Genomic DNA, 14,934 nt, shown 5'->3' with positions numbered 1-14,934 from the left:
CACCCAGCGCTCACCACGGCCGTGCCTTGCCGAGCGCCAGCGCCACGCGCTCCCAGCGCGTGCCGATTGCCGCATCCGCTTCGCCGCTCGCAGCCTGTGCGCGGCAGCCGCCGCGTTCGAGCGTCGCATCGGTGCGCACGGACCAGCCGCGCGCTTGCAGTTCTTCCATCAGATACGCCTCCACCACCGGCAGATCGGCGGGACTCACCACGAGTTGGGGCGAGCCTGTGAGTTGCGGCTCGTGTGCGAGCACTTCGCGCGCCGCGGCAACCAGCGCCGTCGGGTCGTGCTGCACGTGCTGGCGCACCACCTGCTGCGCAATGTCGATCGCGAGTTCGACGAGCGTATCGGCCACGCCCGCTTCGGCCGTTTGCAGCGCCTCGGCAAAATGTTGTGCGAGCAACGCAAGCTGCCGCGCCTGGGCACGCGCCTCTTCGCGACCCTGCTCGAAGCCCTGCTTGTGGCCCTGGTCGTAGCCGGCCTGATAGCCGAGCGCCTGGCCCGCCACGTGCCCCGACTTCAGGCCTTCCTGATGGGCGTTCTCGCGAATGCGCAGCAACTGCGCCTCGAACGCGGCCGTTTCATCGGGCGTGGGCGGCGGCGGCGGCGGGGGCGGCGGGTCGAACGACGCCATCTCCCAGCGCTGGTACGCGGAGCGCGCGTGAGACGGTTGCGCGGCCATCTGCATTGCCTCGTCAGACATAAGCGTCTTCCGCCTTTCCGCCGATCACGATCTGGCCGCTTTCAGCAAGGTTGCGAACGATTTGAAGGATACGCCGTTGTTGTGCTTCGACCTCCGAAACACGTACAGGGCCGCGCGCGTCGAGGTCTTCGGCGAGCAGTTCGGCGGCGCGCTGCGACATGTTCGAGAGGAACTTGGTGCGCAGCGCGGGCGGCGCGCCCTTGAGCGAGATGATGAGCGACTCCGATTCCACTTCCTTGAGCAGCAACTGGATCGCGCGGTCTTCGAGGTCGAGCAGGTTCTCGAAAACAAACATCTGGTCGATGATCTTCTGGGCCAGCTCGGCGTCGTACTGGCGCACGTTCTCGATCACGCCTTCCTCATGCTGGCTGGTCATGAAGTTGAGGATTTCGGCAGCCGTGCGGATGCCGCCCATCGGGCTGCGCTTGAGGTTGTCGCTGCCCGAGAGCAGGCCCGTGAGCACGTCGTCGAGTTCGCGCAGCGCCTGCGGCTGGATGCCGTCGAGCGTCGCGATGCGCAGCAGCACGTCGTTGCGCAGGCGCTCGGTGAAGCACGAGGCGATCTCGGAGGCCTGATCGCGGTCCAGATGCACGAGGATCGTGGCGATGATCTGCGGATGCTCGTTCTTGATGAGTTCGGCCACCGAGCCCGAATCCATCCACTTGAGGCCTTCGATGCCGCTCGTGTCGCCGCCTTGCAGGATGCGGTCGATCACGGCGCCGGCCTTGTCCTCGCCCAGCGCCTTGGTGAGCACGCTGCGGATGTAGTCGTTCGAGTCGAGCGAGAGCGCGCTGTGCTGCTCGGCTTCCTTCACGAACTCCTGCAGCACCGCGTCGATCTCTTCGCGCTTGACGTTCTTGAGCGCGGCCATGGCGGCGCCGATCTTCTGCACCTCGCGCGGGCCGAGGAACTTGAAGACCTGCGCGGCCTCTTCCTCGCCGATCGACATGAGCAGCAGCGCGCTCTTGGTGGCTCCTTCAGCGTTCATCGTTCACCCAGTTCTTGACCACGGTTGCGACGATCTTCGGATCCTGACGCGCGATGCTGCGCGCGAATTCGAGGTTGCGTTCGAACTTGTGTTTGTCGTTTTCGAGCGCGAGCAGGGCCGGGTCTGCCTCGGCGTCTGCTGCGCCTTCGAGCTTGTCCGCGGACGGCAGGCCGTCGAGCAGCATCGGCTCGCTATTGCCCCCGAGGCCCCCGAGGCCCGCGAGCCCGGGCAGGGCGGCGGCCGGCGCGGGCGGCGGGAAGGCGCGGCGCAGCGCGGGCTTGACCATCACGAAGTAGAGGAACAGTGCCACCGCGCCGATGCCGAGCCACGTCGCGAGTTGCTTCGCGAGCGCGAGCATGTCGGGCTGGCGCCACCAGGGCAGGTTCGCGTTCGGATCGACTTCCTGCTGGAACGCGGCGTTCACCACGTTCACCGAGTCGCCGCGCTTCGCGTCGTAGCCCATCGAGTCCTTCACGAGCTGCTCGACCTGCGCGAGCTTTTGCGCGTCGAGCGGCTGCAGCGTGGCGTGCCCCTTGGCATCCACCTTCTGCTGATAGTTCACGACCACCGCCACCGAAAGACGCTTGATGCTGCCCGGCGCCTGGCTGAAGTGGCGCACGGTCTTGTCGAGCTCGTAGTTCGTGGTGGTGTCGCGGTGATCCGAGACGGGCGTGGCGCCCGGTGCGCCGTTCGCGCCCGCAGCGGGAGCGGTGATGGGCGCGGAAGCCGGCTGCGGCGGCGTGTTCGAGAGCGCGCCCGGCACGCCGCCGGCGCTCGATTGCTGCGAGTCGGTGGCAATGCTCTGCTGCTGGCTGCGGATCGCGGCCTGCTGCGGGCTGCCGTTCGGGCTGTAGTTCTCCGAAGTCTGCTCGAGCTTCGAGAAGTCGAGATCGGCGCTCACCTGCGAGCGCGCGTTGCCGGCGCCGAACAGGGGCGCGAGGATCGCGTCGATGCGCGCCTGGGTGTCGTGCTCGACCTGGCGCACGTACTTGAGCTGCGAGGCGTCGAGACCGGCGCTCGCGGCGCTCTGCGTGAGCAGGTTGCCGTCCTGGTCGGCCACGGTCACATTGCGCACCGGCAGATCGGGCACGGCCGAGGCGACCATGTGCGTGATGGCGGCCACCTGGCCTTCGTCGAGCATGCGGCCGGGATACAGGTTGACGAGCACCGAGGCCGTGGGCGCTTCGCGCTCGCGCACGAACACCGAGGGCTTCGGAATCGCCAGATGCACGCGCGCGGACTTCACGCTCTGGATCGATTGAATCGTTTGCTCGAGCTCGCCTTCTAGAGCGCGCTGGTAGTTCACCTGCTCGGCGAACTGGCTAATGCCGAACTTCTGGTTGTCCATCAGCTCGAAGCCCACCGAGCCGCTCTTGGGCAGGCCCTGCTGGGCGAGGCGCAGGCGCATTTCGGCTACCTGCTCGGACGGCACGAGAATCGCGCCGCCGCCCTCCGAGAGCTTGTACGGCACGTTGGCGGCTTGCAGCGCCGTGATGATCGCGCCGCCGTCGCGGTCCGAGAGATTGCTGTAGAGCACTTTGTAGTCGGGCGCGCGCGACCACAGGATCAGGCCCGCGACCACGGCGACGAGCACCGCCACGGCCACGATGAGCGGCGCGCGCGGGTTGCCGCGCACATTGCGCAGCGAAGAAAGCGAACCGAGGCGCTGCGCAAAGCCGCCGCCCAGGTCCTCCGCGAGGCCACCCGCTGCGCCCGCCACGCCGGTAGCGGCCACGCCGGGGGCGGCGCCGCTGGTGGCGAGGCCCACGCGGGCATCGGGGTTGATCAACGAGTTGGCAGACGAATCCATGCGACGGGTTTCTCCGGGAGACTGGCTGTTCCTGCTCGCGCGGCATGCGCGCGGCGGAAACTTTCACGACAGCGATTATCCGCACCCGCTGGCAAGCCGATTGCGCGAATAGAGCCGGGTTTTCCCCCTAGTTTCGAGGCTGCCGGAAATGGCGAATTGCTATGCTCCTCTCCAGATTCGGCGCGCTGTATGCATTGCGCTTGTCACTGCTTGTCACTCACAGGCGCGCCGGATTCGCCGGGCGGCGGCATCCGCCCTCGCGCGATCCCTCTTTATTCGTGGAGCAAACATGACCGTGCCAGTCAACCCACTCACGTCGGCCCTCGCGCAGATGCAGTCCATGGCCGCGCAGGCGGCCAGCGGCGCCAGTGATACCAGCGCCGCCGACGTCGGCTCGGGCGCGGCCACCGCGGGCGGCTTTGCCGCGGCGCTCAAGTCGTCCATCGACAAGATCAGCGGCGACCAGCAAAAGGCCGTGGGCGAGTCGCAGGCGTTCGAACTCGGGGCCGGCAACGTTTCGCTCAACGACGTCATGGTCGACATGCAGAAGGCCAATGTGGGCTTCCAGTTCGGCCTGCAGGTGCGCAACAAGCTCGTTGCGGCTTACACCGACATCATGCAGATCCAGGTCTAGCGCGCCCCGTTGCGCCCCGTTGCGCCCCGTGGCGCCTGGTTCGCCACTTCGCGCCTGCCGAAGACATTAAAGCTTCTCCTGCGCCGTTCCGATAACACGGCTATACCCGGCTCGTGCCACGCAAGGCAAAGGGCCGGATGCACCGTATCCATAGCCGCACGTTCGAAGGAGAAGCGCCGATGTTTTCCCCTGCACAGTCTGGAGCCAACGCTTATGCACGCGTGGGTGTCGAAACAGGGGTCATGGGCGCGAGTCCGCACAAGCTGATCGCGCTCTTGTACGAAGGAGCGCGCAAGGCGATTGCGCAGGCCCGCATGCATTTGCAGATGGGCAATGTGGGACCACGCGGCGAGGCGATCGGCAAGGCCATCCGGATTGTCGAAAGCGGGCTTCAGCTGGCGTTGAACGTCGAGGCGGGCGGCGAAGTCGCGCAGCGCCTGAACGCACTTTACGGCTATATGACGCGACGTCTGCTCGAAGCGAACATTCAACAGAGCGAGTCCATGCTGGTCGAAGTCGATGGCCTGCTTGCGACGCTCGAGGAAGCCTGGTTAGGGATTGCGCCGGAAGTGGAGCGGATGGCGAGAGCGTCGTCCGCGCCGGTATCCGGTTCATTGACGAGATGAATTCGAAAGCAGACTACTTTGCCCGCTACGAGGCGATTGCGGCGGTCTCGGAGCAAATGCTTCATGCCGCGCGCGGCGCAAGCTGGAACGAGCTGATCGGCCTTCAGGAGGAGTACCGGCACTTGGTGGACGCACTCAAGAACGCCGATTTCGGCGTGCGGCTCACCGCCGCCGAGCGCACGCGCAAGTACGAGCTGATCCGCCAGATCCTCGCCGACGACGCCGCGATCCGCGACCTCGCGAGCCCGTGCATGGCGCGCCTTGCGGCGCTTTTCCACGGCACGGCGCAGCCGTCGCGGGTGTTGCAGGAGCTGTACGGCGCGCGGTAGGGCGGGATGGTGCGCGGCTTCTGATCGGCGCGCGCGAACCGGCACGGGCAGGCACGCTCGTGCACGAAAACTGACAGCGCCGCGTCACCGCTTGGGACGCGCGGCGCACAACCTGGCCCATGCGGGCCACGCTCCGCATGAACGGAATCGATACGAGCGCTGCGGCGCTGCTCGCGAGCCGCATAGGCGGCCTGGGCGCGGCGGGCTCCCAGGGCAGCACGGGCGCTGCGCAGGCGGGCGTTTCGGCGCTCACGGGCGGCGCAGCCGGGCTGGCCGATCCGCGCAGCGCCGGCTCACCGCAGGCATCGGCGCAAACGGTGCTTTCCGCCGTTGCGCTCGCGCTCGACGCGATCATCCGCTCGGGTGGCGAGGCCACGCCCGCCGTGGTCGGGCGCGCGCCGATCTGGGCCGATCCGGCGGCTGCCGGCGAGGCGATGGTGGGGGACGCTGGCTCGCTGCCATTGCCGGGCCTGGCGAATCCCATCGATCAGACAGGGGCCACTGTTCAGGCCCAGGCGCTGGAGGCCGCGTTGCTCGCCGACCTTGAGGCATCGACGGTTGATGCGCCGCAGGCAGGACTGCCAGGCAGTGCGCAAGGCGCCGAAGGCGCTGACGGCGCGGGGAGCGCGAATGGCGCTGCGAATGGCGGCATGACCGGTGGCACAAGCGGCGCGCAAGGCGCCTCGTCTCAAGGCACGCAGGACGCACAAGGAGCGCAAGCGGCCCAGCGCACCGCACTTGCTGCGCAATCCGGCCAGGTCGCCGCGCTCGCGGCCGCGCTCGCTCAGACGGTGGCGTCGAGCGGGCTCTTCTACGAATCGCATCTCGCCCAATGGCTGCGCGGCCAGCGCACGCCCGGCGAACTCGCCGACGAACCGCAGAACCGCCTGACCGGCGGCAGCGCGCAGTTGCCGCTCGAATTTCCGGGCGACAGGAGCCACGCCGCCGCCGACATCGATGACGTGCTGTGGATTGATCTGCCCAGCGCCACCCAGCAAGGCGCGCGGGCGGGCGGCGCGGGGGGGACGGCGGCGGCCTCGGGCGCTCGCGGCGAAACCCATGCCGCTGCATTCGCCGACGATGCGGAGCGCGAAGCCGGCGGCACAGCGGCTGCGCTCGCCGACGCGCTGCTGCCCGCCACTCGCACGCCGGCCGGGGCCGGCGCGGGCGTTGGCGTGCACGAGGCGCTGCTGCCGCTCGTGCGCCAGCAACTCGACTTGCTCGCGACCGGGGAATTCCGCTGGACCGGCGAGGCGTGGCCGGGTGTGCGGCTCGACTGGACCATTCAGCCGGACGACGACGAGCGCCACGCTCAGCACGACTCGCGCGCAGGGCGCGGCGCGGACGAAGACGAAACGCCCTGGCGCACGCGTCTCACGCTGGCGCTGCCGGCGCTGGGCACCGTCGACGCGGAGCTTGCGCTCACGGGCTCGACGCTCGCGGTGCGCGTGCAGGCGAGCCCGGACGGCGCGCAGCGCCTCAACGCGCACAGCGAGGCATTGCGCGGGCGGCTCGAAGCGCTTGGACTCGCGCTCACCGGGCTGTCGATCCGCGAGATCGGCGGTGCGGGTGGTTTGGGTGGCTTGGGTGGCACAGCGGGCGTGGATGGCGCGCGGGCCGCCGGCGCCTATGCGCGCGCAGCCGTTGCCACGCACGCAGCACCGGCCACGCACGCGGCCGATGCACCTCACGCCATCGACTCGACAGATTGGGAGCTCGGATGAGCCGCACGCACCGCCGAAGCGCCGCCGCACTGGCTTACGACGACCCGGTCGCGCGCGACGGCGCGCCGCGCGTGGTCGCGAAGGGTTATGGGCTCGTGGCCGAGATGATCGTGCAGCGCGCGAAGGAAGCGGGCCTCTACGTGCACGAAGCGCCGGAGATGGTCTCGCTGCTGATGCAGGTGGATCTGGATTCGCAGATCCCGCCGCAGCTATATCAGGCCGTGGCGGAACTGCTGGCGTGGCTGCATGGGCTTGAAGCAGCGGAGAGCGACGCGCAACAAACCGCGCAAACAGCACAAGCCACTCAGGCCTCGTCGCAATCACGCATGCCGGACGCCAAGTCGCTCGCGGGCAACCCGTTGCGCCTGCCCGCGCTGCCCCGCTAGTGGTGTTTGCGGCCTGCGCCTCCGCTAGAACCGCAACATCGCCCGGATCAGCAACCCAAACCGCTTGCCGTAAGGCGGCGCGATCAGCCGCCGTGCGTTCAACCGCGCCTGCGTGAACACGGGCTTCATCTGCGAGAACGTGGCGAAGCCCTCGTAGCCGTGATACACGCCCATGCCGCTCGGGCCGACGCCGCCGAACGGCAGCCCCTCGGCCGCGATATGCATGAGCGTCTCGTTCACCGACATGCCGCCCGCCACGGTCTCGCGCGTCACGCGTTCGACGGTGCGCGCGTCGTCGGCGTAGAGGTAGAGCGCCAGCGGCCGCGGTCGTGCATTCACATAGTGGAGCGCTTCGTCGAGCGAGTCGTAAGGCACGAGCGGCAGCAGCGGCCCGAAGATTTCCTCCTGCATCAACTGCGTGTGCTCGCCCGCGCCCGTCACGATCACGGGCGCGAAGCGCCGCGTGGCGGCGTCGCGCGGACCCAGCGCATGCAGTTGCGCACCTTCGGCGCGCGCTTCGTCGGCCAGACGTTCGAGCCGCTCGTAGTGGCGCGCTGAAATGATCGACGTGTAGTCGCGGTTGTTCGCGAAGTCGGGGTAGAGCTCGCCAAAGCGCGTGCGCGCCCGGGCGATGAAGGCGTCCTCGCTGCCGCGCGGCAGCAGCACGTAGTCGGGCGCGATGCAGGTTTGCCCCGCGTTCAGCGTCTTGCCGAGCAGCAGGCTGTCGACGGCATAGTCGAAGCGCGCATGCTCGCCGATCAGCACGGGCGACTTGCCGCCCAACTCCAGCGTAACGGGCGTGAGGTTCGCGGCAGCCGCGCGCATCACCTCGTGGCCCACGCGCGTCGAGCCTGTGAACAGCAGGTGGTCGAACGGCAGCGCCGTGAACGCCGCGCCCACGGCGGCGTCGCCGTTCACGACCGCCACATGGTCGCGCGCGAAGGTCTGACTGATCAGTTCTGCGAACAGCGCCGAGGTGCGCGGCGTCAGCTCCGACATCTTGATCATCGCGCGGTTGCCCGCCGCGAGCGCGCACACGAGCGGGCTCGCGCCTAGCAGCAGCGGATAGTTCCACGGCACGACGATGCCCGCCACGCCGAGCGGCTGCGGCACCACGCGCGCACGGCCCGGCGCGAGCCATTTGCCGACGCGGCGGCGCTGCGGGCGCATCCAGCGCTCGCCATGCTTGAGCGCGGCGTCGATCTCCTGCTTGAGCACCATGAACTCGGCCAGCGCGACCTCGGCTTTCGAACGCTGGCCGAAGTCGGCGTTCATCGCCTCGGCGAGCGCGTCCTGATTGGCGAACAGCACGTCGCGCAGCGCCCTCAGATCGCGCGCGCGTTCGCTCCATGCGGGAAACGGCGCACGCAGATAGGCCGCGCGCTGCGCAGCGTGCAGGGCATGCAGCAACTCATGCGATGACTCATGCGGCAATTCAGGCGAATCGTCGCCCGGGAAACCCGGCGTGCCACGGCTACGCTCACCGCCGCTTTCGGGGCCGTCGTCACGCGCCAGTGCTGCGGGCAAATCCTGTTTCATGGTCGGTCCTGGTGGGAAGGGCGCTGCGGCCTTTCATGGTAGTCGCGTGCGCGCCGCCTACACGGTCCGATGATTAGAGGAAAGGTTCTGACATAAAAACTGAATCGATCCGACAACGTTTCCTGCAAAGCGCGAAAAAGCGAAATCGAACGAGCGTGCATCAAGCGTGCTTTCAACGCCTTTTGCATGTCACGCCGGACCAAGGGAGGAGGCATGCAATACGACTACGTCATCGTAGGCGGCGGTTCGGGCGGCGCAGCGCTGTCCCGAGGCGAACACCGCGCTCGTCGACGACCATAGCCGCCGCCTGCACTGGAGCCACAGCTACTCGCTGCACGTGTGCGTGCTGCGCCCGGCGAGCTACGGCACGGTCACGCTCGCGAGCGCCGATGCGCGCGCCGCGCCCGTGATCGATCCGCGCTTTATCTCCGATGCGCGCGATCTCGATCTGCTGGTGCAAGGCGCGCGCCTCGCGCGGCGCATTCTCGACGCGCCCGCGCTTGCGCAAATGGGCGGCCGCGAGCTTTATACGCGCGCGGATCAGAGCGACGTCGAACTGCGCGCGGCCATCGCGGCGCACGCCGACACGACAACGCACAGCCCAACCGTCATCGCCTGACATCGGGCTTCTGACTCTCCGGGGCACTTGCGAGCGCCTCGTTTCGGCTTTGCATTGACGAAGCACCGCGCGATCGAAAGGTTTTCGTCAAAGAGTGTGCGGGGTACGGGTTCGCCGCATTTTCGAGATTTCGGACTCCCTATAATCGCCCCGGACTTGGGCGTGCCAGCTGGCGCGCCCGCGAACAGGAGAACCCGCTTCGATGAGCATCAACGTCTTTCAACTGCTGGAAACGGTTCTGAGCGACGATGTCGTGCGCACACTCGCTGGCCGCTTCGGCCTCGCGCCCGATCTCGCCCGCAAGGTCGCGAGCGCAGCCGCTCCAGCCATCGTCGCTGCGATCATGCAGCGCGGCAGCACGGCCGAGGGGGCGCGCGGCCTCTTTTCCACCATCATGTCGCCGGACGTCAACGCGCAGATCGGCAAGCAACTGCCCGACCTGCTCGCGAGCACCTCGGGCGTGAGCCAGCTCGAAACCGCGGGCCGCGAGCTGATCCAGAAGGCCGCGGGCGTCAATGTCGGCGCACTCGCCGACGCGGTGGCCGCGCAAACCGGCGCGGCGCAATCGACGGTCTTCTCGCTGACTGGTGTGGCCGGCGCGGCGATCCTGGGCATTCTGAAGCATCACTTCACGGCCTCGCAGGGCGTGGTCGGACAATTGCCCACGCTGCTCGGCCATCAACTCTCGTCGGTCAACGCGAACCTCACCGACCGCCTTGCGCAAGCCGTGGGCCTCGGCTCGGCGGCGGCATTCTCGGATTCGATCATCGCGCGCCTGAAAGACGTCTCGACGCATCTGAGCCATCCGGAGCCGGTCGTGCGCCCGGTTCCGGCTGCCGTGCCGCCGCAGACCGTCGTGCACCCTGCGCCGCCGGTCAAGGCCGCCGCGCGCGGACATTCATGGCTGTGGTGGCTGCTGGCCGCAATCGCCGTGATCATCGCGTTCTTCGCGCTGCGCTCGTGCCAGCGCGATAACGCCGAAGACACCACCCAGACCGGCGCTTCTCAGGCAGCTTCTCAGGCAGCTTCTCAGGCAGCTTCTCAGGCCGCTTCTCAAGCCGCTTCTCAAGCCGCTTCGAGCGTCGCGCCGGCGGCGGAAGCTGCATCGGACGCGAGCGGAGCCGTCGCGGCTTCGCAGGCATCGGACGCTGCGCCGGCTGCGGTTGCATCGGATGCAGCATCGGCCGCCGAGGCCGCTTCTGCGGCGAGCGAAGCTGCTCCCGCGCCCACCAACGACTCGCACTTCTCGGTCACGGTCGACAAGGCTGGCGTGCCGACGATCACCGCGACCGTGGGTACGCAGGAGGAGAAAACCCAGCTCATCGACGCGCTCACGAAGCAACTCGGCGAAGGCAAGTTCAACGCCAACGTGACCGTAGATGCCGCAACGAAGCCCGCCGCCTGGCTCGCGCATCTCGACGGCCTGCTGCCGCTGCTCGCGCTGCCCGGCGCCGAAGTGAAGATCGACGGCTCGCACGTGGAGTTGAGCGGCACGGCGGCGGACGCCAAACTGGGCTGGCTCGACAAGCTCAAGACGCTGTTCGGCACGGGCTTCGACATCGGCGTGTTCAACGTGCAGAAGGCCGTGGCCGACGCCACGCAGTCGTTCCGCGACGCGGTGAAGGGCCTGTTCGGCGCGGATGCCTCGTGTGCTTCGGCCGACATCGTGAAGGTGCTCAACCTGCAAGTGGTGAACTTCGCAACGGGCAGCACGACCATTCCGGCTTCGGCGGGCGAGGATCTGCGCCAGTCGGCCAAGGTGCTCAAGGCCTGCGAGAAGGAAGGCAAGCCGGTCAAGGTCGAAGTGGCGGGCTATTCGGATAACGCCGGCAACAAAGCGGGTAATCTCGCGCTCTCCAAACGGCGCGCGCAGGCCGTGCGTACGTACCTGGTCGCGCAAGGCGTGAATGGATCGACGCTCACGGCCGAGGGTTACGGCGAAGCCCATCCCATCGACAGCAACGACACCGAGGGCGGGCGTTTCCGCAATCGCCGCATCGAGTTCGTGGCACAGCAGTAAGCGGTAAGGAGTAGGCAGTAAGCGCAAGGCGCGTTACGCGGCGTGCAATGCGAGGAGACCACCTCTAAAAAAAGCGCGTAAAGAGCTGTCCGGCGTGAGCCGGACGGCTCTTTCACATTGCGCGGACTCAAAGACGATGCACGTCAGATGATGAGCGTCAGCGCCCCTCGTCGGCGGGCTTTTCGAGACCCGGCGGGTGCACGAAGTCATCGAGGAACGTGGAGGGCTTGCCGTATTCCTCGCGCGCCACGCCGAGCCACGCGCGCGCGGCATGCGAGAGATAGCCGTTGCGCTTCCAGCCGATGGCCATGTCCCACTCGATCTGCGGATCGGTGACGGGCAGGCAGGTGAAGCGCGCCGCGTCGAGCCGGCGCACATAAGGCGCGGGCAGCAGCGCGATGCCCACGCCCGCGAGCACGAGTGCCGCCATCAGGTCCCAGTGGCCGCTGCGGCCCACGATCTGCGGCGTGAAGCCCGCGGTGCGGCAGGCGGCGAGCACGACGTCGTTCAGCGCGAGGCTCTCACCGTAGAACACGAACGGCTCGCTGGCGAGATCGGCGAGCGGCACGCCTCGCGCGCCGTCCCAGCGCGAGCCGCGCTGCGCGACCAGCCACAGGAGTTCATGCGACATCGGCAGCACGTCGATCTGGTCCGGGTCGACCGGCAGCAGCACGCCGCCCAGTTCGAGCTCGCCGGAGATGAGCGCGGCCTCGATCGCGCGCGAGCCTTGTTCGAAGAGCTTGAGCTCGATCTTCGGATATCGCTGACGGAACGCGGCAATGGCGGGCGTGAACAGCGACCCGCCCATCGGCGGAATGCCGATGGTGAGCTCGCCGCGCCCGAGCGTGCCCAGATCGGCGAGTTCGGCTTGCAGGCGCGCGTGCGCGGCGAGCACGTCCTGGCCACGCTGATAGACGATGCGCCCGGCGTCGGTGAGCACCATCTGGCGCGCGTCGCGCAGCAGCAGCGGGGTGCCGGTCTCGTCCTCCAGCGTCTTCACCATCTTGCTGATGGTGGGCTGGGTTACGTGCAGATGTTCGGCGGCGATCGTGAAGCTCTGCTGCCGCACCACCTCGATGAAATAGCGAAGCGCGCGCAATTCCATGGTTTTGCCTCCTCGTGTTTCCCGATGCACGTCAGGCTATCGTATTCCATTATGGAATGCATTCAATAATTCTAAGTCATTTTATTTATGTCGATGAGGGCCATATACTGACTTCCATTCCACTGTCACTTAGGGTTTGCCATGACTGCACCGAACACCTCCGCACGGACCGCGCCAACGGGCGGGCTCGCACGCGCCGGCCGGATTTTCGTGCAGGCGGCGCTGCTCTGCGGGCTTTGGGTCGCCGCCGATGCGCTCGTGCGCACGGCGCACCTGCCCGTGCCGGGCGGCGTGGTGGGCCTCGTGCTGCTGCTCGCACTGCTGTTTTGCGGCGGCGTGACGCCGCGCTGGGTGAAGGCGGGCGCGGACTGGCTGCTCTCGGACATGCTGCTGTTCTTCATCCCCGCCGCCGTGGCGGCGGTGCAGTACGGCGGCCTCTTTCGCGCCGACGGCTGGCGCCTCGCGCTGGTGGTGATCGGCGGCACGCTGATGGTGATGGTGGCCGTGGCTTTCGCGGTGGATCAGGCCGCGCGGCTGGAGCGCCGCCTCGCGCTGCGCCGCGTGCACCACGCGCGTCAAGCACGGCACGCGGCTTGAGCGTCTTCATCTTCACGTACCCACAACAAGGATGACCCCGTCATGACCACGTTCTACGCATCCCTGTTCGCCGACGACGCCTCGCGGCTGATCGCCGCCGGCTGCTTCATCGTCACCGTCGTGCTCTATTTCGCGTCGAAGGCGTTGTACGCGCGCTTTCGCACGCCGTGGCTCACGCCGGTCGTCGCGGTGCCGGCCGTGCTCGCCGCGATCGTGCTGCTGCTCCATATTCCGTATCCGGTCTACTTCCAGGACACGCGCTGGCTCATGTGGCTGCTCGGCCCGGCCACCGTCGCGTTCGCCGTGCCTATCCACGAATACCGCGCCTTGCTCAAGCGCCACTGGATCTCGCTGAGCGTGGGCGTGACGGTGGGCATCGTGGTGGCCGTGGGCGGCTCGCTCGCGCTGGCCAAGCTGTTGCACCTGTCGCCCGAATTGCAGCGCAGTCTGATGACGCGCTCGGTATCCACGCCGTTCGCGCTCGCGGTTTCCGACAAGATTCATGCGCCGCGCGATCTCACCGCGCTGTTCGTGATCGCCACCGGCGTGTGCGGGATGTTGTTCGGCGAACTGGTGCTCGGCTTCGTGCCGCTTCGCACGCGGCTCGCGCGCGGCGCCTTGTTCGGCGCGGCGGCGCACGGCGTGGGCACCGCGAAGGCGCGCGAGTTGGGCAGCGAGGAAGGCGTGGTGTCGAGCCTCACGATGATGATCGCGGGCGTGGTGATGGTGCTGCTCGCGCCGGCGCTCGGCTTCCTGCCGGTTTAAGCGCGCCGCATTTCCGGGCGAGTCGTTGCGCGGCGGCCGCCCAGGGTTTCGCGATTTTGTGACCCGCCTATGATCCGGTTTGTTGCCACGGATCGACGACCATCGCCGCCGCCTCTCATGTCCCCCATTTCCATCGTCATCCCGTGCTTCAACGGCGCCGCCACACTGGCGCGCGCGCTCGAAAGCTGTCGCGGGCAGCCCGAGGCCGCCCGCATCTTCGTCGTCGACGACGGCTCGACCGACGCCTCGGCGTCCATCACCCGCGCGCATGCCCAGCGCGACCCGCGCGTGCAGCTGCTGCAGACGGCGAGCAACGGCGGCGCGGCGCGTGCGCGCAACTGGGCGGCGCTGCACGCGGCAACGCCGCTCCTCGCGTTTCTCGACGCCGACGACGAATACCTGCCCGGCGCGCTCGCCGCCGCTCATGCGCACTTGGAGCAGCACCCGCGCGAAGCGGCGATCCGCCTCGACGTCGACTACGCAGGCTTCCCCGAGCGGCTGACGAGCCATCCTGACTTCGAGCAATACGCGGTCGTGCTCAGCAACACGGTGCCGAGCAGCCTCGTGATCCGCCGCAGCGCCTTTCTCGCAATGGGCGGCTTCCCGATGGACGATTTTTTCCGCCGCCACGGCGGCGAAGACGGCGCGTTCTCGTGGGCGCTGCGCGAGATTTTTGGGCAGCGCCGCTTCACGGGCCAAAAGCAGGTGCGCATGCACTACCACGACGGCATTCATGCGGAGCGCTTCCTGAACATCCAGATGGGCTTCGTCCAAGCCGACACGGTCACGACGGCCGAAACGGTGCGCTGCTCGCAGGCCTTTCTCGAAGCCGCGTTCGCAAGCGTCCGGCAGATGCGCGCGCTCGACCTCGCGCAACCGGAGCGCTGAATCCGCGCATGGCGTGCTCGCGCGCTAAACGCCGCGTCACGCGCGAGCCATCCCGTTTTGCTACAATCACGCCTCGCCTTCGAGGAGCGTTGCGACGGATTTTCTGTGATCCGCCAGGCTCGAAGGTGCTCAATCCGGTTGTATTCCCTGAATCGACCGCACTGAAAAACGGCGCTCACGTCTTTAATTTCTAGTCACTTT

Annotated in this window: 14 protein-coding genes, 1 pseudogene and 1 riboswitch; of the genes and pseudogenes, 10 read left to right on the top strand and 5 right to left on the bottom strand. The window is 67.8% G+C overall.

Annotated elements, in window-relative coordinates; translation table 11 throughout:
• Nucleotides 1–10 precede the first annotated feature (10 nt).
• Genes fliH through fliF form a run of 3 tightly spaced genes read right to left on the bottom strand, consistent with a single transcriptional unit; the run spans nucleotide 11 to nucleotide 3,501 of the window.
• Nucleotides 11–703, bottom strand: a complete 693-nt coding sequence (fliH, locus tag HV773_RS05010; protein WP_377729682.1) for a flagellar assembly protein FliH — start codon at nucleotides 701–703, stop codon at nucleotides 11–13.
• Nucleotides 696–1,691: a flagellar motor switch protein FliG gene (gene fliG, locus HV773_RS05005; protein ID WP_129563093.1), complete on the bottom strand. Its 996-nt coding sequence runs from the start codon at nucleotides 1,689–1,691 to the stop codon at nucleotides 696–698. Before fliG ends, fliH begins: the two co-directional genes overlap by 8 nt.
• Nucleotides 1,681–3,501, bottom strand: coding sequence for a flagellar basal-body MS-ring/collar protein FliF (fliF, locus tag HV773_RS05000; protein WP_129563092.1), 1,821 nt, complete (start codon nucleotides 3,499–3,501; stop codon nucleotides 1,681–1,683). Before fliF ends, fliG begins: the two co-directional genes overlap by 11 nt.
• 289 nt (nucleotides 3,502–3,790) lie before the next feature.
• On the opposite strand from fliF, the gene fliE reads away from it, so the two are divergent.
• From fliE to HV773_RS04975, 5 genes are all read left to right on the top strand, one after another.
• Entirely contained in the window at nucleotides 3,791–4,135 is a 345-nt protein-coding gene (gene fliE / locus HV773_RS04995; protein ID WP_129563091.1) for a flagellar hook-basal body complex protein FliE, read from the top strand.
• Nucleotides 4,136–4,314: 179 nt separating this feature from the next.
• Nucleotides 4,315–4,761, top strand: coding sequence for a flagellar export chaperone FliS (gene fliS, locus HV773_RS04990; RefSeq protein WP_129563090.1), 447 nt, complete (start codon nucleotides 4,315–4,317; stop codon nucleotides 4,759–4,761).
• Nucleotides 4,758–5,090, top strand: coding sequence for a flagellar protein FliT (locus tag HV773_RS04985; RefSeq protein WP_129563089.1), 333 nt, complete (start codon nucleotides 4,758–4,760; stop codon nucleotides 5,088–5,090). Before fliS ends, HV773_RS04985 begins: the two co-directional genes overlap by 4 nt.
• A gap of 137 nt (nucleotides 5,091–5,227) precedes the next feature.
• Entirely contained in the window at nucleotides 5,228–6,814 is a 1,587-nt protein-coding gene (gene fliK / locus HV773_RS04980; RefSeq protein ID WP_160113468.1) for a flagellar hook-length control protein FliK, read from the top strand.
• On the top strand, nucleotides 6,811–7,200 hold the full coding sequence (locus HV773_RS04975; protein WP_129563087.1) for an EscU/YscU/HrcU family type III secretion system export apparatus switch protein: 390 nt from the start codon (nucleotides 6,811–6,813) through the stop codon (nucleotides 7,198–7,200). The genes fliK and HV773_RS04975 overlap by 4 nt, the downstream gene beginning before the upstream one ends.
• A 24-nt stretch (nucleotides 7,201–7,224) precedes the next feature.
• On the opposite strand, the gene HV773_RS04970 is transcribed toward HV773_RS04975, so the two are convergent.
• Complete coding sequence (locus HV773_RS04970) at nucleotides 7,225–8,739, bottom strand: coniferyl aldehyde dehydrogenase (protein WP_129563086.1); 1,515 nt, start codon at nucleotides 8,737–8,739, stop codon at nucleotides 7,225–7,227.
• Nucleotides 8,740–9,016: 277 nt separating this feature from the next.
• Here HV773_RS04970 and HV773_RS04965 point away from each other — a divergent pair.
• Nucleotides 9,017–9,337, top strand: a pseudogene (locus HV773_RS04965) (GMC oxidoreductase); the annotation flags it as partial.
• A 223-nt stretch (nucleotides 9,338–9,560) separates the two neighbouring features.
• On the top strand, nucleotides 9,561–11,378 hold the full coding sequence (locus HV773_RS04960; RefSeq protein WP_175194361.1) for an OmpA family protein: 1,818 nt from the start codon (nucleotides 9,561–9,563) through the stop codon (nucleotides 11,376–11,378).
• 157 nt (nucleotides 11,379–11,535) lie between these two features.
• Here HV773_RS04960 and HV773_RS04955 read toward each other — a convergent pair whose 3' ends face one another.
• Complete coding sequence (locus tag HV773_RS04955; RefSeq protein ID WP_129563083.1) at nucleotides 11,536–12,483, bottom strand: LysR family transcriptional regulator; 948 nt, start codon at nucleotides 12,481–12,483, stop codon at nucleotides 11,536–11,538.
• A gap of 141 nt (nucleotides 12,484–12,624) precedes the next feature.
• On the opposite strand from HV773_RS04955, the gene HV773_RS04950 reads away from it, so the two are divergent.
• From HV773_RS04950 to HV773_RS04940, 3 genes are all read left to right on the top strand, one after another.
• Nucleotides 12,625–13,080 (top strand): CidA/LrgA family protein, encoded by a 456-nt coding sequence (locus HV773_RS04950; RefSeq protein ID WP_129563082.1) that lies wholly within the window; start codon nucleotides 12,625–12,627, stop codon nucleotides 13,078–13,080.
• A 42-nt stretch (nucleotides 13,081–13,122) separates the two neighbouring features.
• Nucleotides 13,123–13,845 (top strand): LrgB family protein, encoded by a 723-nt coding sequence (locus HV773_RS04945; protein WP_129563081.1) that lies wholly within the window; start codon nucleotides 13,123–13,125, stop codon nucleotides 13,843–13,845.
• A 117-nt stretch (nucleotides 13,846–13,962) separates the two neighbouring features.
• A complete protein-coding gene (locus tag HV773_RS04940) occupies nucleotides 13,963–14,733 on the top strand; it encodes a glycosyltransferase family 2 protein (RefSeq protein ID WP_129563080.1) in 771 nt (256 codons plus the stop codon).
• A gap of 75 nt (nucleotides 14,734–14,808) precedes the next feature.
• Nucleotides 14,809–14,917, top strand: a riboswitch (S-adenosyl-L-homocysteine riboswitch).
• Nucleotides 14,918–14,934: the final 17 nt, after the last annotated feature.

Origin of the sequence: Paraburkholderia caffeinitolerans (assembly GCF_902859945.1) — a bacterium.
In the GTDB taxonomy this organism is placed as follows: domain Bacteria; phylum Pseudomonadota; class Gammaproteobacteria; order Burkholderiales; family Burkholderiaceae; genus Paraburkholderia; species Paraburkholderia caffeinitolerans.
The sequence above is the reverse complement of the archived record's forward strand: the minus strand, read 5'-3'. Positions and strand labels throughout refer to the sequence as shown.